The 17,405-nt window shown below is 68.2% G+C and carries 17 protein-coding genes and 1 tRNA gene; 10 read left to right on the top strand and 8 right to left on the bottom strand.

The window, feature by feature from the left end; translation table 11 throughout:
• Positions 1 to 89: 89 nt before the first annotated feature.
• Positions 90 to 347, bottom strand: a complete 258-nt coding sequence (crgA, locus tag ACH492_RS26860) for a cell division protein CrgA (protein WP_142214706.1) — start codon at positions 345 to 347, stop codon at positions 90 to 92.
• 141 nt (positions 348 to 488) lie between these two features.
• Here crgA and ACH492_RS26855 point away from each other — a divergent pair, with 141 nt between their 5' ends.
• From ACH492_RS26855 to ACH492_RS26830, 6 genes are read left to right on the top strand one after another with little or no spacing between them, the layout of a single operon-like run.
• Positions 489 to 1,304 (top strand): DUF881 domain-containing protein, encoded by an 816-nt coding sequence (locus ACH492_RS26855; protein WP_398990241.1) that lies wholly within the window; start codon positions 489 to 491, stop codon positions 1,302 to 1,304.
• 15 nt (positions 1,305 to 1,319) lie between these two features.
• A complete protein-coding gene (locus ACH492_RS26850) occupies positions 1,320 to 2,006 on the top strand; it encodes a class E sortase (protein ID WP_398990240.1) in 687 nt (228 codons plus the stop codon).
• Positions 2,007 to 2,062: 56 nt separating this feature from the next.
• Positions 2,063 to 2,236 (top strand): hypothetical protein, encoded by a 174-nt coding sequence (locus tag ACH492_RS26845; protein ID WP_307662312.1) that lies wholly within the window; start codon positions 2,063 to 2,065, stop codon positions 2,234 to 2,236.
• Positions 2,233 to 2,871 carry an aminodeoxychorismate/anthranilate synthase component II gene (locus tag ACH492_RS26840; protein ID WP_398990239.1) on the top strand — a complete coding sequence of 213 codons (639 nt, stop codon included), beginning with the start codon at positions 2,233 to 2,235 and terminating at the stop codon, positions 2,869 to 2,871. The genes ACH492_RS26845 and ACH492_RS26840 overlap by 4 nt, the downstream gene beginning before the upstream one ends.
• Entirely contained in the window at positions 2,868 to 4,064 is a 1,197-nt protein-coding gene (locus ACH492_RS26835; RefSeq protein ID WP_398990238.1) for a class E sortase, read from the top strand. The genes ACH492_RS26840 and ACH492_RS26835 overlap by 4 nt, the downstream gene beginning before the upstream one ends.
• Before the next feature lie 42 nt (positions 4,065 to 4,106).
• Positions 4,107 to 4,784: a class E sortase gene (locus ACH492_RS26830; RefSeq protein ID WP_398990237.1), complete on the top strand. Its 678-nt coding sequence runs from the start codon at positions 4,107 to 4,109 to the stop codon at positions 4,782 to 4,784.
• An 81-nt stretch (positions 4,785 to 4,865) separates the two neighbouring features.
• On the opposite strand, the gene pknB is transcribed toward ACH492_RS26830, so the two are convergent.
• The 6 genes from pknB to ACH492_RS26800 form a co-directional block, all read right to left on the bottom strand.
• Positions 4,866 to 6,854 (bottom strand): Stk1 family PASTA domain-containing Ser/Thr kinase, encoded by a 1,989-nt coding sequence (gene pknB / locus ACH492_RS26825; RefSeq protein ID WP_398990236.1) that lies wholly within the window; start codon positions 6,852 to 6,854, stop codon positions 4,866 to 4,868.
• A gap of 168 nt (positions 6,855 to 7,022) precedes the next feature.
• The gene (locus ACH492_RS26820) at positions 7,023 to 8,486 is read right to left on the bottom strand and encodes a peptidoglycan D,D-transpeptidase FtsI family protein (RefSeq protein ID WP_398990235.1); all 1,464 of its coding nucleotides are present in this window, start codon (positions 8,484 to 8,486) and stop codon (positions 7,023 to 7,025) included.
• Entirely contained in the window at positions 8,483 to 9,892 is a 1,410-nt protein-coding gene (locus tag ACH492_RS26815) for an FtsW/RodA/SpoVE family cell cycle protein (RefSeq protein ID WP_398990234.1), read from the bottom strand. Before ACH492_RS26815 ends, ACH492_RS26820 begins: the two co-directional genes overlap by 4 nt.
• Positions 9,893 to 9,917: 25 nt before the next feature.
• Complete coding sequence (locus ACH492_RS26810) at positions 9,918 to 11,414, bottom strand: PP2C family protein-serine/threonine phosphatase (protein ID WP_398990233.1); 1,497 nt, start codon at positions 11,412 to 11,414, stop codon at positions 9,918 to 9,920.
• A 129-nt stretch (positions 11,415 to 11,543) separates the two neighbouring features.
• The gene (locus ACH492_RS26805) at positions 11,544 to 12,059 is read right to left on the bottom strand and encodes an FHA domain-containing protein (protein WP_307662304.1); all 516 of its coding nucleotides are present in this window, start codon (positions 12,057 to 12,059) and stop codon (positions 11,544 to 11,546) included.
• Between the two features lie 10 nt (positions 12,060 to 12,069).
• Entirely contained in the window at positions 12,070 to 12,927 is an 858-nt protein-coding gene (locus ACH492_RS26800; protein WP_398990232.1) for an FhaA domain-containing protein, read from the bottom strand.
• Positions 12,928 to 13,245: 318 nt separating this feature from the next.
• Here ACH492_RS26800 and ACH492_RS26795 point away from each other — a divergent pair.
• The 3 genes from ACH492_RS26795 (at position 13,246) to ACH492_RS26785 (ending at position 15,979) form a co-directional block, all read left to right on the top strand.
• A tRNA-Leu gene (locus ACH492_RS26795) sits at positions 13,246 to 13,329 on the top strand.
• 179 nt (positions 13,330 to 13,508) lie between these two features.
• Positions 13,509 to 15,197 (top strand): sensor histidine kinase, encoded by a 1,689-nt coding sequence (locus tag ACH492_RS26790; RefSeq protein WP_398990231.1) that lies wholly within the window; start codon positions 13,509 to 13,511, stop codon positions 15,195 to 15,197.
• A gap of 74 nt (positions 15,198 to 15,271) precedes the next feature.
• Positions 15,272 to 15,979: a response regulator gene (locus ACH492_RS26785; RefSeq protein WP_398990230.1), complete on the top strand. Its 708-nt coding sequence runs from the start codon at positions 15,272 to 15,274 to the stop codon at positions 15,977 to 15,979.
• A 203-nt stretch (positions 15,980 to 16,182) separates the two neighbouring features.
• On the opposite strand, the gene ACH492_RS26780 is transcribed toward ACH492_RS26785, so the two are convergent.
• Positions 16,183 to 16,794 carry an FMN-dependent NADH-azoreductase gene (locus ACH492_RS26780; protein WP_398990229.1) on the bottom strand — a complete coding sequence of 204 codons (612 nt, stop codon included), beginning with the start codon at positions 16,792 to 16,794 and terminating at the stop codon, positions 16,183 to 16,185.
• A 109-nt stretch (positions 16,795 to 16,903) separates the two neighbouring features.
• Between ACH492_RS26780 and ACH492_RS26775 the strand changes: the two genes are divergently transcribed.
• On the top strand, positions 16,904 to 17,254 hold the full coding sequence (locus tag ACH492_RS26775) for a winged helix-turn-helix transcriptional regulator (protein WP_398990228.1): 351 nt from the start codon (positions 16,904 to 16,906) through the stop codon (positions 17,252 to 17,254).
• Positions 17,255 to 17,405: the final 151 nt, after the last annotated feature.

The following is a 17,405-nucleotide window of genomic DNA, read 5'->3' as shown; positions in this document are numbered from 1 at the left end:
TTATCCACAGATCGTCTGACCTTTTCCCCACTGTGGACAACGCTGTGGATAACCTCAGGGCAGGGCTTGACGGCGGGACTGCGGAAAAGCTACTTCCACTGGGTGGAGACGCCGAAGCCGGCGGCGATGAAGCCGAAGCCGGCGACGATGTTCCAGTTGCCGAAGCTCTTGATCGGCAGGTCGCCCTCGGTCACATAGAAGAGGACAATCCAGGCAAGACCGATCAGGAACAGCGCGAGCATCACTGGTGCCACCCAGCTACGGCTGGTCAGCTTGATGCTCGTCGCCTGCTTCGATGCCGGCGGCGGCGTGAAGTCGGCCTTCTTGCGGATACGTGACTTCGGCACGAGGGACTCTCCTGTCGATGCGCTGCGTGACCGCGCAGGGAACTGTGGCTGGCGCCGGGGGGTGGAGCGAGGGGGGCCACTGCCTCCCCCGGGCGTCCGTTAGCGTAGTGCTTCCGCGGCGCCTGAGGAGATAAGGGTACGTTGAGCAATTCTGCCGACCACCCCCAAGGGCCGGTCAACCGCTTCGAAGGACAGGAAGGTGGGCGAAGTCCGATGAAGGGTGGTGGCCGACTGGCGGGCGGGACTGTCCGGTTGTTGACGGCTGCCGTCTTCGCCCTCGCCGGGCTGATCTTCGTGACCAGCTTCAACACTGCCAAGGGCACCAACATCCGTACGGACGCCTCGCTGCTGAAGCTCTCCGACCTCATCCAGCAGCGCAGCGCGAAGAACGGCGACCTCAACGAGTCCACCGCGGCGCTGCGCGGGGACATTGACGCCCTCGCCCAGCGCGACGACGGCTCCACCAGGGCCGAGGACGAGAAGCTCGGCGCCCTGGAGTGGGCCGCGGGCACCAAGAAGCTGAGCGGCCCCGCCCTCACGGTCACCCTCAACGACGCCCCGCCGAACGCTCAGGCCGCCCCCGGCTACCCCGAGCCGCAGGCCAACGACCTGGTCATCCACCAGCAGGACCTGCAGGCCGTCGTCAATGCCCTGTGGAAGGGCGGCGCCAAGGGCATCCAGGTCATGGACCAGCGGCTGATCTCCACCAGCGCCGTGCGGTGTGTGGGCAATACGCTGATCCTGCAGGGCCGTGTCTACTCCCCGCCGTACAAGATCACCGCTGTCGGTGACCAGGGCGCGCTCAAGAACGCGATCGCCGCTTCTCCGGCGATCCAGAACTACCAGTTGTATGTGAAGGCGTACGGCCTCGGCTGGAAAGTCGGCGAGCGTGAGGCGGTGACTCTCCCCGCCTACTCGGGCACAGTGGATCTCCACTACGCGAAGCCCGTTGGGTAGTGCTTGGGGGAGTCGGTGTCGGTGCGGCTGGTCGTCAGGACCTTCAGTGAACTCTGCATCACCGTCGGCACGTTGATTGTGCTCTTTGTGGCGTATGTGCTGTTCTGGACCGGTATCAAGGCCGACAGTGTCTCGGACGGCCAGATCGACCGGCTCCAGGACGAGTGGTCGCAGGGTCCGGCCCTGGCCGCCGCGCCTGAACGGACGGTGTCGCCGGCTCCGAAGACGTACGAGGATGGCAAGCCCTTCGCCGTCATGTACATCCCCCGCTTTGGCGGGAGTTGGGACTGGCCGGTCCTCGAAGGCACCAGGACCGGCACCCTCAAGAAGGGCCTCGGGCACTACGCCTCCACCGCCGCGCTCGGCGACAGCGGCAATTTCTCGGTCGCCGGCCACCGGCGCACGTACGGCGATCCCTTCAAGGACTTCCCGAAGCTGCGCGCCGGGGACGCGGTGGTGCTGACGGACGGCACGACCTGGTTCACGTACCGCATCGAGAAGGAGCCCTACCGGACCGTGCCGAGCGACGTCGGCGTCATCGACCCCGTCCCGCGTAAGTCCGGCTTCGACGGGACGGGGCGCTATCTGACGCTGACCACCTGCGACCCGGAGTGGGGCAGCAGCCACCGGCTGATCGTCTGGGCGCATCTGGACGCCACCCAGCCTGTGACCGACGGCAAACCGGAAGCTTTGCGCAGCTGACCCATGTGCCCCTGCCGCCCTTTAGTCTGGTGCGGTACCGAACGGAAAGGGACAGCATGTACGGCTGGATCTGGCGGCATCTGCCGGGCAACGCATGGGTGCGGGCTTTCATCTCGCTCGTGCTGGCCCTCGCGGTCGTCTACGTGCTGTTCCAGTACGTCTTTCCGTGGGCGGAGCCGCTGCTTCCGTTCAACGATGTGACGGTCGACGGAGCGGGGGCGGCCCGATGAGCGCGCGCATCCTTGTCGTCGACAACTACGACAGCTTTGTCTTCAACCTCGTCCAGTACCTGTACCAGCTCGGCGCCGAGTGCGAGGTCCTGCGCAACGACGAGGTGGCGCCCAGGCACGCCCAGGACGGCTTCGACGGGGTGCTGCTCTCCCCCGGGCCCGGCACGCCCGAGCAGGCCGGTGTGTGCATCGAGATGGTGCGGCACTGCGCGGACACCGGCGTCCCGGTCTTCGGCGTCTGCCTGGGCATGCAGTCCATGGCGGTGGCGTACGGCGGTGTGGTGGGCCGCGCCCCCGAGCTGCTGCACGGCAAGACCTCGTTGGTCACGCACGAGAGCAAGGGCGTCTTCGCCGGGCTGCCTTCGCCCTTCACCGCGACCCGCTACCACTCGCTGGCCGCGGAGCCGGCGGAGCTGCCGGACGAGTTGGAGGTCACGGCACGGACCGCGGACGGCATCATCATGGGGCTGCGCCACCGTGAACTGGCTGTCGAGGGCGTGCAGTTCCACCCTGAGTCGGTCCTGACCGAGCACGGGCATCTGATGCTGGCCAACTGGCTGGAGCAGTGCGGCGACACCGGGGCGGTCGGGCGTTCCGCGGGGCTCGCACCGGTGGTGGGCAAGGCCGTGGCGTGAGTGGTCCACGCCCTGAGGACGGGTACGAGTACGACCCGCTGACGGACCCATTGCCGCCGGGGGAGAGCGGCTCGCCGTGGTTCCGGGCGACGAGCGTTCCGGAGCAGGAGGAGCAGCCCCCGCCCGCCCCGCAGGAGTGGTCTGACTACCGCCAGTACTCCGTAGACGACCCTGCGGACTATCAGCGGGACTGGTACGCCCAGCCTGAAGCGGTGCAGGTACCGGAACCGGGGTCAGTAGCCGTAGCGCAGCCGGAGCCGGAGCCTGTGCCGATGCCGCAGCAGATAGCCGAGCCGGCGCCGGTGTCCGGCCCGATTCCGGTACCGGACGACGAGACCGTCGCTCTGCGTACGGCTGACACCCGTCGCGCGCTGGAGACCCCCGCGGGTCCCGGCCGGGCGGAGCGCCGCCGGGCGGCCAAGGCGCGGGGCCGTAAGCGCCCTGAGCCCGCCCCCTCGACGACGTCCGAGTCCGGCAGGCCCCTTTCGCGGGTCGAGGCCCGCCGTGCCGCGCGTGCGGCGAAGGACAGCCCCGCCGTCATCGCCAGCCGCGCCATAGGTGAACTGTTCATCAGCTTCGGCGTACTGATGCTGCTGTTCGTCACGTACCAGCTCTGGTGGACGAACATCCGCGCCGGCCAGCAGGCCAACCAGGCGACGAACAAGATCCAGGACGACTGGGCGAACGGCCGCAAGCCCGGTGTGTTCGAGCCCGGGCAGGGCTTCGCCATAATGCACATCCCCAAGCTGGATGTCGTCGTCCCGATCGCCGAGGGCATCAGCAAGCCCAAGGTCCTCGACCGCGGCATGGTCGGGCACTATGCCGAGGGGAAGCTGAAGACCGCGATGCCGTCGGACAAATCGGGTAATTTCGCGGTCGCGGGCCATCGCAACACTCACGGCGAACCCTTCCGGTACATCAACCGTCTCGAGCCGGGGGACCCGATCGTTGTTGAGACGCAGGACGCGTACTACACGTACAAGATGGCGAACATCCTCCCCCAGACCTCGCCGTCGAACATCGGCGTGATCGGCCCGGTGCCGCCGGGTTCCGGGTTCACGGAGCCGGGCCGGTACATCACGCTGACGACGTGTACGCCGGAATTCACGAGTACGTACCGAATGATCGTGTGGGGCAAAATGGTCGAGGAACGGCCGCGCAGCAAGGGAAAGCCGGACGCGCTTGTCGGCTGAGACGCTGAAGCGCTGTGAGACTTCAAGACGGGAAAAGGTGCAGTGGCACGTGCTCGTGGCCGGATCGCCGGCGTCATCAGTGTCTTCGGCGAACTGCTGATCACTGCGGGCGTGGTGCTGGGGCTCTTTGTCGTCTACTCACTGTGGTGGACGAACGTTCTCGCCGACCGTGAGGCCTCCAAACAGGGCGACCAGATCCGCGACGGCTGGGCGAGCCGCGGGCCTGGCGCCCTCGACATCAAGGACGGCATCGGCTTCCTCCATGTACCCGCCATGAACAACGGCGAGGTGCTGGTGAAGAAGGGCACCGACTCCGAGGCCCTGAACGACGGTATCGCCGGCTACTACACCGACCCGGTCAAGTCGGCGCTCCCCTGGGACGACAAGGGGAACTTCACGCTCGCCGCGCACCGCGACGGCCACGGCGCGAAGTTCCACAACATCCACAAGCTGAAGGACGGCGACCCGATCGTCTTCGAGACGCGGGACACCTGGTACGTCTACAAGGTCTACAAGAGGCTCCCGGAGACCTCGAAGTACAACGTTGATGTGCTGCAGCCGGTCCCGAAGGAGTCGGGGAAGACGAAGCCGGGCCGCTACATCACGCTGACGACCTGCACGCCTCTGTACACGTCGGACTACCGCTACATCGTGTGGGGCGAGCTGACGCGCACGGAGAAGGTCGACCATGACCGTACGCTGCCGGAGGAGCTGCGCTAGCCCGTACGAACGGACGCAAGAAGCCCCGGCACCCTTGGGTGGGTGCCGGGGCTTCACGCTGTACGGAGCCTTGTCGGTCGGCTAGTCGCCGGCGCCGCCGATGAACTCGCCGCCGCCGTTCCCGCCGCCGCCGTTCCCGCCGCTGCCACCGACCGTCGTGAGCGTGATCGTTGTGGTCGCCGGGTCCACCGGAGTGCCGGGCTGCGGGTCGGAGTTGCTCACGAAGGCGTTGTCGTCCGGGGAGCTGCCCGGCGCGAACTGGATGTTCGTGAAGCCGCTCTGCGCCAGGATCTGCTTGGCCTCGGACACCTTCTTGGTCCTGATCTCGGGAACCGGCACCAGCGTCTGCTGCGGGCCCTTGGAGACCTTCAGAGTGACCTGCGTGCCCTTGGCCGCCCGCGAGTCGCCCGACGGGGACTGCTCGATGACCTGGCCCGCAGGCTGGTTGGAGTCCACATCGACCCGCGCGACAGTGAACTCGAGGGTCTCGAGCTGAGCCTTGGCGGCATCGAACTGCTGGCCCACGACCCGGGGCACGTTGATCTTGGACTGCTTGGCCACGGTGAGGGTGACTGTCGAACCCTTCTCCGCCTGGGTGCCGCCCCTGGGGTCCTGTTCGAGCACGGTGCCCGGTTCCTCGTCGGACTCGGTTTCCTTGACCTCGACCTTGAATTCCTTGCCCTGCAGCTGTTCCTTGGCGTTCGCCACGGACTTCTCCGTGACATCGGGCACCTCGACCTTGGGAGCACCCTCCGAGACGACCACCTGGATCGTCTCGCCCTGAGCCATCTTGCCCTCGGCCGGCGTCTGGCTGCAGATGCTGCCCTTGGGCTGGTCACAGCGTTGCGTATCGGACTGCGCGACCTTGACGCCCGCGTTGGTCGCGAGGCTCTGGGCTTGCTCGAACGGCTTGCCCACCAGCTGCGGCACCGGCACATCGCTGTTGCCGCCGTCATTGCCACTGAAGACCGACTTGCCGATCAGCACCGCGCCGACCAGCACCAGGATGCCCGCGAGCACCAGCAGGATCGTCGAGGTGTTCGACTTCTTCTGGCGGCGGCGGTCCGGTCGGTCGTCGTAGCCGTTGTAGCCCCCGTCGTCCGGGTTCATCGGCGGGAGCATCGACGTCTGGCCGCCCGGGTCGGCCTGGCGCAGCGCCGTGGTCGGCTGGTCGTCCGGGGCGTACCCGCCGTAGCCGACCGCGCCCATCGCCGCCGTCGCCGCGACCGGCTGGCCGTCGAGGCAGGCCTCGATGTCCGCGCGCATCTCGTCGGCCGACTGGTAGCGGTAGTCGGGGTCCTTGACCAGGGCCCGCAGGACGATGGCGTCCATCTCGGGCGTGATCTCGGGGTCGAAGTTGCTCGGCGGCTGCGGCTCCTCCCGCACATGCTGATATGCCACCGCCACCGGGGAGTCGCCCACGAAGGGCGGACGCACGGTGAGGAGCTCGTAGAGCAGGCAGCCCGTGGAGTACAGGTCGGAGCGCGCGTCGACCTGCTCGCCCTTGGCCTGCTCCGGGGAGAGGTACTGGGCGGTGCCGATGACGGCCGCGGTCTGCGTCATCGTCATGCCGGAGTCGCCCATCGCACGGGCGATGCCGAAGTCCATCACCTTGACCTGACCGGTGCGCGTCAGCATGACGTTCGCCGGTTTGATGTCGCGGTGGACGATGCCGTTGCGGTGCGAGTACTCGAGCGCCTGGAGGATGCCGATGGTCATCTCCAGCGTGCGCTCGGGCAGCAGCTTGCGCCCGGAGTGCAGCAGCTCTCTGAGCGTTGACCCGTCGACGTACTCCATGACGATGTACGGGATCGAGACCCCGTCGACGTAGTCCTCGCCCGTGTCGTAGACCGCGACGATCGCCGGGTGATTGAGCGAGGCGGCAGACTGGGCCTCACGGCGGAACCGGGCCTGGAAGGACGGATCGCGGGCGAGGTCGGCCCGCAGCGTCTTCACGGCGACGGTGCGGCCGAGCCGGGTGTCGTGGGCGAGGTAGACCTCTGCCATGCCACCACGGCCGAGCACCGAGCCCAGTTCGTACCGGCCGCCGAGGCGACGCGGCTCTTCCATAACTGTTCCAGCCCTCTCCGTCAGTCCCGACCGCACCCGTGTGTGGTCCGGCGGTGTGCTGTTCGCGCATACGCTACCGGGCACGCCGCACCTGATCCGCCTGTGACCGTCACCTGATACCCGACCGGTATCGCAATGTGCAGGTATGGACGCCAGACGTGATCCGCGTCACTTCTTGCTGTCCAGTACCGCCTTCATCACGGCCTTGGCGATGGGGGCGGCGAGACCGCCGCCGCTGATGTCGTCCCGCTTGGCCTCGCTGTCCTCGACCACGACGGCGACAGCGACCGGGGATCCGCCGTCGGCGGACTTCGCGTACGAGATGAACCAGGCGTACGGGTTCTTGCTGTTGTTCTCGCCGTGCTGGGCGGTACCGGTCTTGCCGCCGACCTCGACGCCGTCGATCTTGGCGTTGCCACCGGTGCCCTGCTTGACGACGTTCTCCATCATCTCCTGGAGGAGCTGCGCGTTCTTCGGGGAGAGCGGGCGGCTCATCTCCTGCGGCTCGTTGTTCTTGATGACCTCCAGGTTGGGCGCTTCCAGCCGGTCGATCATGTACGGCTTCATCAGCTTGCCGTCGTTGGCGATCGCCGCGGTGACCATGGCCATCTGGAGGGGGGTGGTGGCGGTGTTGAACTGGCCGATGGACGACAGGGCATTGCCGGGGCGGTCCATCGTCTTGTCGTAGACGGAGGCGGCGGCCCGCACCGGGGTGTCGATCTCGGGGTTGTTGAAGCCGAACTTCTGGGCCGTCTCCACCATCTTGTCCCGGCCGACCTTGTCACCGAGGCTGGCGAAGACGGAGTTGCAGGAGACCTTGAGCGCCTGGTTCAGGCTGGCGTTCTCGCAGCCGTTGGCGTGGTTGACCATCGGCGTGCGGGTGTTGGGCAGGATGTACGGCTCCGGGGTGTCCGTCGCCGCGTTGATGTCGTCGACGACGCCGTGCTCCAGGGCCGCTGCCGCGGTGAGCACCTTGAAGGTGGAGCCGGGCGGGTAGACCTCGCGCAGCGCGCGGTTCAGCTTCGGCTTGTCCTTGTCCCGCTCCAGTGCCAGCCACGCCTTCTCATCCTTGCCGGAGTAGCCGGCGAAGGTCGAGGGGTCGTAGGAGGGGGTGGAGGCCAGGGCGAGGATCTTGCCGGTCTGCGGGTCGATCGCTGCGACCGCGCCCTTCTTGGAGCCGAGGCGCTCGAAGGCGGCTTTCTGCGCGGCGCCGTTGAGGGTGGTGACGACGTTGCCGCCCTTCTTCTTGTCGCCGGTGAACATCGCCATCGTGCGGTCGAAGAAGAGCTGATCGGAGTTGCCGGTGAGGATGCCGTCCTCGAGCTTCTCGATCTGGTTGGCGTCGAAGGCCTGCGACGCGTAACCCGTGACCGGCGCCCACATGGGGCCGTCGACGTAGGTGCGCTTGTACTTGAAGTCCGTGTCGTTCGTCTCCACGGAGCCGGTGATCGGCTTGCCGTCGACGATGATGTTCCCGCGCTCGTTGGCGTACCGCTCGATCAGGACACGGCGGTTCTTCGAGTGCGTGTTGAGTTCCTCGGCCTCGACGTACTGGAGCCAGTTCGTGCGCACGAGCAGTGCCAGCACGAGGAGCCCGCAGAAGATCGCGATCCGGCGCAGGGGCTTGTTCACGGTCGGACCACCTGGGTCATCTCGGCGTCGGGGGACGGGGCGGGCGCGGGAGCGGGACGGCGGGCGGTGTCGCTGATGCGGATCAGGATGCCCACCAGGGCCCAGTTGGCGATCACGGACGAGCCGCCGTACGCGACGAACGGCATGGTCATACCGGTCAGCGGGATGAGACCCATCACACCGCCGGCGACCACGAAGACCTGGATGGCGAGGGCGCCGGAGAGGCCGATCGCGAGGAGCTTGCCGAAGGGGTCGCGGGCGGCGAGGGCGGTGCGCACGCCGCGCTCCACGATCAGGCCGTAGATCAGCAGGAACGCCATCATCCCGGCGAGTCCGAGCTCCTCGCCGAAGGTGGAGAGGATGAAGTCGGAGTTGGCGGCGAAGCCGATGAGGTCGGAGTCGCCCTGGCCCAGGCCGGTGCCGAGCGTGCCGCCCGAGCCGAACGACATCAGGGCCTGGCCGATCTGCTCGCTCTGCGCCCAGGTCTTCTCGGCGAAGGGGTTGAGCCAGAACTCGACGCGCTGCTGGACGTGCGGCTCGAAGGTGGCCACGCCGACCGCGCCGACCGCGGACATCAGCAGACCGAAGACGATCCAGCTGGTGCGCTCGGTGGCGACGTACAGCATGATCACGAACAGGCCGAAGAACAGCAGCGAGGTACCCAGGTCGGTCTCGAAGACCAGGATCAGGATCGACATCACCCAGACCACCAGAATGGGTCCGAGGTCACGGCCGCGCGGCAGGTACAGGCCCATGAACCGGCGGCTGGCGAGCGCCAGGGCGTCCCGCTTCACCATCAGATAGCCCGAGAAGAAGATCGCGATGATGATCTTTGCGAACTCACCTGGCTGGATGGTGAAGGGGCCGAGGCTGATCCAGATCTTCGCGCCGTTCACCGCGGGGAAGAACACCGGCAGGATCAGCAGGACCAGCGACACCGCCATCGAGATGTAGGTGTAGCGCTGCAGGATCCGGTGGTCCTTGAGCAGGATCAGTACGCCGACGAAGAGGGCGATGCCGATCGCCGAGTACAGCAGCTGCTTGGGGGCGTCGGGGCTGAAGCCCCCGAAGAGCGTCGTCGCCCGCTGGATCAGCCGGGGCGACTGGTCGAGGCGCCAGATCATCACCAGGCCGAGGCCATTGAGCAGGGTGGCCAGCGGCAGCAGCAGCGGGTCGGCGTACTTGGCGAACTTGCGCACCACGAGGTGGGCCACGCCGGCGAGCAGGCCGAGGCCGAGCCCGTATCCGAGCAGTCCGGCCGGTACTTCGCCGTTCAGGGCGAGGCCGACGTTGAGGTACGCGAACACCGGGATGACGACTGCGAAGGCGAGCAGCGCCAGCTCGGTGTTGCGGCGGCTCGGTGCTTCGATCGCGCCGATCGTGGTGGTGTTGGTGACAACGCTCATGGTGGAGAAGGCCCCCTACGGCCGATTACTGCTTTCCGCAGTTCGAGGCCAGCTTCTGCTCCTCCTCCGAGAGGGTGGGACCCGGAGAGGGAGTAGCTGCGGTCGGCTTGGTCTTGGCGTTCTGGGTGGTCGGCTTGCCGGTGGTGCCACCGGCCTCGCCCTCGCCGGGCGGCGGGGTGCTCGCGCGGTCGGCCGCCTCGCGGCGCTCTTCGTCCTTCTTGCAGGCGGTGGCCTGGACGGCGAGCTCGTCGATCTTCGCGCGTGCCTTGCCGAGGCTGTCGGCGGTGATCGTCGCCTCCACCTGCTTGCGCTGGTAGGGCGGGAGGTACTTGAGTTCGATCTCGGGATGGTCCTTCTCGACCTTCGAGAGCGAGACCCAGGCCAGGTCCTGGCTGATGCCCTGGTAGAGCGCGACGTGCTCATTCTGGGAGCCGACGTAGTACTGGGTCTGAGTCCAGCGGTAGCCGCCGTACAGACCGCCGCCGACAACCGCCAGGGCGAGCACGATGTAGAAGGATCTCTTCAGCCATTTGCGGCTGCCGCGCGGCTTGACGAAGTCCTCGTCGGAGTACGCCCCGAAGCTGCCCTCGGGCGGCATGCCGCCGTATCCCATGCCGTCGCCGCTGCCGGGCGGGCCGAAGCTGCCGTTCCCCTGCGGGGGCAAGGGGCGGCCGAGGCCGGCCGCGCGTCCCGCAGGGGTCTGCATGGCGCCGCCGTCGTTCAGCTGGAGCTGGTTCTCGGCGACCGCGCCGACGACGACCGGGGTGTCGTTGAGCTGCCCGGCCAGGGTGTCGTTGGAGTCGGTGTCGAGGACGTCGGCGACGATGCAGGTGATGTTGTCGGGGCCGCCGCCGCGCAGCGCGAGCTGGATCAGGTCCTGGACCGTCTCCTGCGGGCCCTGGTAGCTGGCGAGGGTCTCCTCCATCGTCTGGTGGGAGACCACGCCGGACAGTCCGTCGGAGCAGATCAGATAGCGGTCGCCGGCGCGGACCTCCCGGATGGAGAGGTCGGGCTCGACATGGTCGCCGCTGCCCAGCGCGCGCATCAGTAGGGAGCGCTGCGGGTGGGTGGTGGCTTCTTCCTCGGTGATCCGGCCCTCGTCGACGAGGCGCTGCACCCAGGTGTGGTCCTGGGTGATCTGCGTCAGCACGCCGTCGCGGAGCAGATAGGCGCGCGAGTCGCCGACATGTACGAGGCCGAGGCGCTGGCCGGTCCAGAGCAGGGCGGTGAGCGTGGTGCCCATGCCCTCGAGCTGGGGGTCCTCCTCGACCATCAGCCGCAGCTGGTCGTTGGCGCGCTGCACGGCACTGCCGAGCGAGGTGAGGATGTCCGAGCCGGGCACGTCGTCGTCGAGCGTGACGAGCGTGGAGATGACCTCCGAGGAGGCGACCTCGCCGGCGGCCTGGCCGCCCATGCCGTCGGCGATGGCCAGAAGGCGGGGGCCGGCATAGCCGGAGTCCTCGTTGCCCTCCCGGATCATGCCCTTGTGCGATCCGGCGGCGAAGCGCAGAGACAGACTCATGCGCACCTCGCCCGTCGGCTCGGGGTACAGCCGGTCTCGAGCCACACTGCCCACCCTCCGGTCGGGAGCCCGTCCCGGTCCGCTGTCGGGACCGCTGCGGCTCGCTCGCTCCGCTCGCTCATTGTCGTACTACTTCCGCAGCTCGATGACGGTCTTGCCGATGCGGATCGGCGCGCCCAGCGGAATCGGTGTCGGGGTGGTGAGTCGGGTCCGGTCGAGATATGTGCCATTGGTGGACCCGAGATCCTCGACGATCCACTGGCCGTCACGGTCCGGGTAGATCCTGGCATGCCTGCTGGACGCGTAGTCGTCGTCCAGCACGATCGTGGAGTCGTGCGCCCGGCCCAGTGTGATGGTCTGGCCCTGCAGGGCGACCGTGGTGCCCGTGAGGGTGCCTTCGGACACAACAAGTTTGGTGGGGGCCCCACGGCGCTGGCGGCCGCCGCCAGCCTGCTGGCGCTGCTGCGGCGGCGCGGCGGTCTGGCGCGTCTGCTGGGGACGCGCGTCGGCGTTGCGGCGTGAGCCGCGTTGCGTGACGCGCGTACCGAACAGGTCACTGCGGATGACCTGAACGGCCACGATCACGAACAGCCACAGAACGGCCAGGAAACCTAGCCGCATGACCGTAAGGGTCAGCTCTGACATTGCCCCCGCTTCACCCTTCGGCTTGCCGGTAAACGATGGTGGTGTTGCCCACGACGATCCGCGAGCCGTCGCGGAGCGTAGCGCGGGTTGTGTGCTGCCCGTCTACCACGATGCCGTTGGTAGACCCGAGATCCTGGATCGTCGAGGGCGTTCCGGTCCGGATCTCACAGTGCCGGCGCGATACGCCGGGGTCGTCGATCCGCACATCGGCGTCGGTGCTGCGGCCCAGCACCAGCGTCGGGCGGGAGATCTGATGGCGGGTGCCGTTGATCTCGATCCAGCGTCGTACTTGAGTGCTCGGCATCGGGCCTGGGCCGGGTGCCGAACGGCGGTCCGCGGCGGGCGCGGGACCGGGTCGGCCGCCGCCCGGAGGCGGCGCGGCCGGCATGGGAGGTGCACCGGCGGGCGGATAGCCGTAGCCGCCGCGGGCGCCGCGCTGAGGGACTGCGGCCGGCCCGGGGCCGGCGGGGGCCCGCTCGGGCGACTGTGACGTACTCGACGCGAGAGTGCGGCTGCGCACCCGGTACAGACCGGTGTCGAGGTCCTCCGCCTTCTCGAGGTGGACCTTGATGGGCCCCATGAAGGTGTAGCGCTGCTGCTTGGCGTAGTCGCGGACCAGGCCGGAGAGCTCGTCGCCGAGCTGGCCGGAGTACGGGCTCAGGCGCTCGAAGTCGGGCGCGCTGAGCTCCACGATGAAGTCGTTGGGGACGACTGTCCGCTCGCGGTTCCAGATCGTCGCGTTGTTGTCGCACTCGCGCTGGAGCGCGCCCGCGATCTCGACGGGCTGGACCTCGGACTTGAACACCTTGGCGAAGGTGCCGTTGACCAGACCTTCGAGTCGCTGCTCGAACTTCTTCAGGACTCCCATGAGGCACCTCCTCCGTCGTTGCCGTCCTGGTACTGCTTACTGATCGTATCCACGCGTCGGGAAATCGGCTGGTTCCCCTTGTCTGCCCCGTCGATGAGTGTCACCTCTCACACGGATCGTAGAGGCGGCCTCCTGACAGTGTCCCGCACTCAGGGTGCACCCAAGAGGAGTGGGGGGAGACCGCTCTCCGTTCCCTCTTCCTTCGTCGGCTCTGCCGAAACAATCGAGTGTGAATGCACCCTGTGCCGCGTGCTAATCTTCTGGATGTCGCCAGGGGGTCACACCGAACGGGTGGGGCACAAGGCGGCAGTACCCAATGCGCGGGTGGCGGAATAGGCAGACGCGCTGGATTCAGGTTCCAGTGCCCGAAAGGGCGTGGGGGTTCAACTCCCCCCTCGCGCACAGATCAGAAGCCCCGTAGGTCATCGACCTACGGGGCTTCTGCGTTGCCGTCATCCCACCCGGGGTGTCCTCCGCGCGGGCTGCCGGAGTGTGGGATGTGCGACTGTGCGACGTTCGTCGCTCCGGGGCGAGACGAAAGTGGGCCGTGGGCGGCGGGGCGGGCTGCTTAGGGTGCGGGCGTGAACGCGTCATCGAAGATATGGGCCGGCTGGACGTGGCTGGCGGCACCCGAGCTTTGGTCGCGGAGGCGGACCGTCGGCGAGGTGGTGCTCGCGCTGGTGCTCGGTCTCATGGCCGCCGGAACCGAGGAACTGACGGGCAGCGCGGGGCTGCGGCTGCTCGGCGTCGGGGCGGCGGCCGCGCTGCTGTCGCTGCTGCGGCGCCGGATGCCCCTGCCGGTGCTGGTGGTCACCGGGGCGCTCGCGCCGCTCATGAGCGGCTTCGCGCCGCTGCTGATGGTTGTGGGCTGGTCGGCGGGGCGCAGGATCGTGGGCGCAGGGCGGACGATGATCGCGTTCACCGTCGCGTACGGCCTCTTTGTCGGCATCATGCTCGTCGACACCTGGTCCGAGCAGACGCCGATGACGCTGGTGCTGCTCGCCACTCTGTACTTCCTTGCGACGGCGGTCGTACCGGGCCTGGCCAGCCGTTACTGGACGCAGCGCCGGACCCTGCTGCACACCCTGCAGCAGCGCAACGTCCAGCTGTTGCGGGAGCGCGCAATGGTGGCGGGGCAGGCGCGGCTGCGTGAGCGCCAGCGGATCGCTCAGGACATGCACGACAGCCTCGGTCACCAGTTGGCGCTGATCTCCGTGCACACCGGCGCGCTGGAGGTGGATCCCGAGCTGACGCCGCGGCAGCGGGAGGCGGTCGGGGTGCTGCGGGACGCTTCGGTGAACGCGATGCATGAACTGCGTGAGGTCGTCGGGATTCTGCGGGACGGGGTCGAGGGGCCGGCGCCGGTTGACGAGTCGGGGCGGGTCGCGCGTGGGACGGCCGGTATCGGCGGGCTCGTGGAGGCCGCGCGGGCGGCGGGCAACGCGGTGGAGTTGCGGTGCAAGGGCGAGGTGCGGGCGCTCGCCGCGGCGGCCGACCATGCGGCGTATCGCATCGTGCAGGAGGCGCTGACCAACGCGTACAAGCACGCTCCTGGCGCTCCGATCGACGTGGAGCTGCGATACGAGCCGGACTCGGTCGTCGTCGAGATCGTCAGCGGGGCGGCTGGGGCGTCGGCACCCGGCGAGGTGGTCAGCGGCGGGCAGGGGCTGACCGGGCTGCGCGAACGGGCGCGGCTGGTCGGCGGCATCGTGCATGCGGGGCCGGCGGACGGCGGGGGCTTCCGGGTGGCTGGAGTGCTGCCGTACGGAGTCGTGGAGGCCGCGCCGTTCGTCGCTGCGGAGGACGACTTCCGCCAGCAGTCGCCGAAGGCCGTGCTCGGGAACGGTGATCCGGTCATGGACTGGACTGTTTCGGAGCGGGAGTTGGCGATGGGTGGGAAGAGCCGTGGTGGGGGGTTCGCGCTGGGATGCGGGATTGCCCTGGCGGCGTTGCTTGTGCTGGTGGTGGCGGGTGTCTTCGGGATGTTCTTCCTGGTGGGGTCGGTGAGCGACGGGATGATCGACCCGGCCCAGTACGAGCAGGTGAAGATCGGGGCGTCCGAGGAAGAGGTGCGCGACCAGCTGCCGAGCGGGGACACGATCTCGACGACGGGGCTGAGCGGCAAGGGCCCGAAGGAGCCTGCGGACTCCAAGTGCTTGGTGCTGATGTCCTCGGAGGTGGGGGACAGTATCGAGACCGAGCCGGTGTTCCGGTTCTGCTTCAAGGACGGCAAGCTGATCGAGAAGAAGTCCTACGAGGTCAGCCGCTGAGGTCGGTGGGCGGCGGGTGCCGGTAGGCGTGAGGGCGGATGTGTCGTGGGGGTGCCTGTGGTGTGGGGGTGCATATGACGGGGTCGCCGACGGGTGCGTCGACAGGGTCGCCGAGCGGGTCGCCGATCCGGGTCGTCGTCGCTGATGACGAGCCGCTCATCAGGGCAGGGATCCGGATGATCCTCACCTCGGACCGCGAGATAGAGGTTGTGGCGGAGGCTGCGAACGGGCGCGAGGCCATCGACCTGGCACGTTCCCACACCGCCGACGTGGTGCTCCTCGACATCCAGATGCCGGTGATGGACGGGCTCACGGCGCTGGGGGAATTCCGCAGGGCGGCACCGGCGACGCGGGTGATCGTGCTGACGACCTTCGGTGAGCGGGAGAACGTACTGCGGGCACTGGAACACGGGGGCGCCGGGTTCCTGCTCAAGGACACTGCACCCGCGGAGCTGATCCGGGCGGTACGTGCCGCGGCCGCGGGAGACGCGTATCTCTCCCCCGGAGCGACCCGGCATGTGGTGGACCAGCTTGCGTCCGGGCGGGCGGCTGCGCGCGGCGAGGAGGCGCGGGCTCGCGTTGCCGGGCTGAGCGCCCGCGAGAGGGAGGTGCTGGCGCTGCTCGGGGAGGGGCTCTCCAACGCGGACGCCGGGAGGCGGCTGCATATGAGCGAGGCCACGGTGAAGACGTATGTGAGCCGCATTCTGGCGAAGCTGGAGTGCGAGAACCGGGTGCAGGCGGCACTGCTGGCGCGGGACGCCGGGCTGGACGGTGGGTGGTGAGCGGGTTGGGCGTGGGCGCCTGCTTGCGGGCGGCGGGCGTCGTGCGTGCCTGTGGGCGTCCTGACGGGCGCTGACGTTTCACGTGGAACATTCGCGTTGACGTGTTTCACGTGAAACGCCCGCGGACGTTGGACTCTCCGCGGGCGTTCGCGTGAGGTGTCCGCGGCGCGCGGCACCTGTGGTCAGGCGCGCGTCACCTGCGGTCAGGCGACGAGACGCGCAGCCAGGGCCTTGCCCTTCTGGGCGGCCTCGTCCAGCGCCTTCGTACGGGAGGCGTCGGCGAGCGGAATCAGCTCCGCCATCTCGGGCTTGGAGTGAGCCAGTGTCAGCTCGGGGACGATGAAGTCGACCTCAGCGCCGAGCATGCCGGTCAGCACCTTCTCCAGGTAGTTCTGGACGAATTCGTAGTCCTCGCGCGGGGTGCCCGGAGCGTATGAACCGCCGCGGCTGGCGACGACCGTGACCGGGGTGCCTGCCACCGGACCGTCGGGGCCCGCGTTGTGGCCGACGACGATCACCTGGTCCAGCCATGCCTTGAGGGTGGACGGGATCGTGAAGTTGTACATCGGTGCGCCGATCACAACGGCGTCCGCCGCTTCGAGTTCGGCAGCGAGCTCGGCGCGCAGCGCGTCCTCTATCCCCGCTGAAACGGCGGCGAAGTCCAGGTGGGGCAGGGGCGTGGCGGCGAGATCGCGGTAGACGACCGTGCCCTCAGGGTGCTGCTCCTGCCAGGCCTGGACAAAGGAGGCGGTGATGTCGCGGGAGGCCGAGCCCTGAGGAAAGACGGCGGAGTCGAGGTGCAGCAGTGTGGCCATGAGGTTCTCCATGAGGGGGCGGTGCTTGATGAAATTCCGTACGCACCTATAGATAGCATAGGTACTTATCTTTCGTAAGTTCATGGGGATGGCGCAGTACTCTGGAGGCATGGCGGAACACAGCGAAGAGGCGTGCAAGAGGGTCGATGGGGGCATCACGCGCGTCTTCGAGCTGCTCGGCAAGCGCTGGACCGGGCTGATCGTCTCGGTTCTGATGCAGCGCGCTGTGCACTTCGCGGAGCTGCGACGGGCCATCCCGGGCATCAGCGAGCGCATGCTCTCGGACAGGCTGACCGAGCTGGGGGCGGCGGGATTGGTCGTGCGAGAGGTCGACGAGGGGCCGCCGCTGCGCGTCGCGTACCGGCTGACCGAGGCCGGGGCGGCGATGGAGCCCGCGCTCAAGGAACTGGCGCTGTGGGCCGACACGCATCTGGCGAAGGGCGGCTCGGACCCCTGTTAGCGGGGCTCCCGGCTCGGGCGGAGGCACAAGGGCGGGGTTTGGGCGCCTGAGCCTTGCAGGCCGCGGAGATGCGCAACGTTATCCACAGGGGGAGACGGTTGTCGGGCAGCGGCGGTACCGTCGTTGGCAGTTGATGTTGAATTCGGTACGA

The organism is Streptomyces sp. NPDC019443 (assembly GCF_044389785.1).
Classification (GTDB): Bacteria; Actinomycetota; Actinomycetes; order Streptomycetales; family Streptomycetaceae; genus Streptomyces.
This window is presented reverse-complemented; position numbering and strand designations above follow the sequence as displayed.

Bases quoted from the DNA above. Each gene is read 5' to 3' on its own strand.
- ACH492_RS26845 (WP_307662312.1), top strand. From the start codon at position 2,063: ATGTACGGCTGGATCTGGCGGCATCTGCCGGGCAACGCATGGGTGCGG.
- ACH492_RS26840 (WP_398990239.1), top strand. From the start codon at position 2,233: ATGAGCGCGCGCATCCTTGTCGTCGACAACTACGACAGCTTTGTCTTC.
- pknB (WP_398990236.1), bottom strand. From the start codon at position 6,854: ATGGAAGAGCCGCGTCGCCTCGGCGGCCGGTACGAACTGGGCTCGGTG.
- ACH492_RS26815 (WP_398990234.1), bottom strand. From the start codon at position 9,892: ATGAGCGTTGTCACCAACACCACCACGATCGGCGCGATCGAAGCACCG.
- ACH492_RS26810 (WP_398990233.1), bottom strand. From the start codon at position 11,414: ATGAGTCTGTCTCTGCGCTTCGCCGCCGGATCGCACAAGGGCATGATC.
- ACH492_RS26805 (WP_307662304.1), bottom strand. From the start codon at position 12,059: ATGTCAGAGCTGACCCTTACGGTCATGCGGCTAGGTTTCCTGGCCGTT.
- ACH492_RS26800 (WP_398990232.1), bottom strand. From the start codon at position 12,927: ATGGGAGTCCTGAAGAAGTTCGAGCAGCGACTCGAAGGTCTGGTCAAC.
- ACH492_RS26785 (WP_398990230.1), top strand. From the start codon at position 15,272: ATGACGGGGTCGCCGACGGGTGCGTCGACAGGGTCGCCGAGCGGGTCG.
- ACH492_RS26780 (WP_398990229.1), bottom strand. From the start codon at position 16,794: ATGGCCACACTGCTGCACCTCGACTCCGCCGTCTTTCCTCAGGGCTCG.
- ACH492_RS26775 (WP_398990228.1), top strand. From the start codon at position 16,904: ATGGCGGAACACAGCGAAGAGGCGTGCAAGAGGGTCGATGGGGGCATC.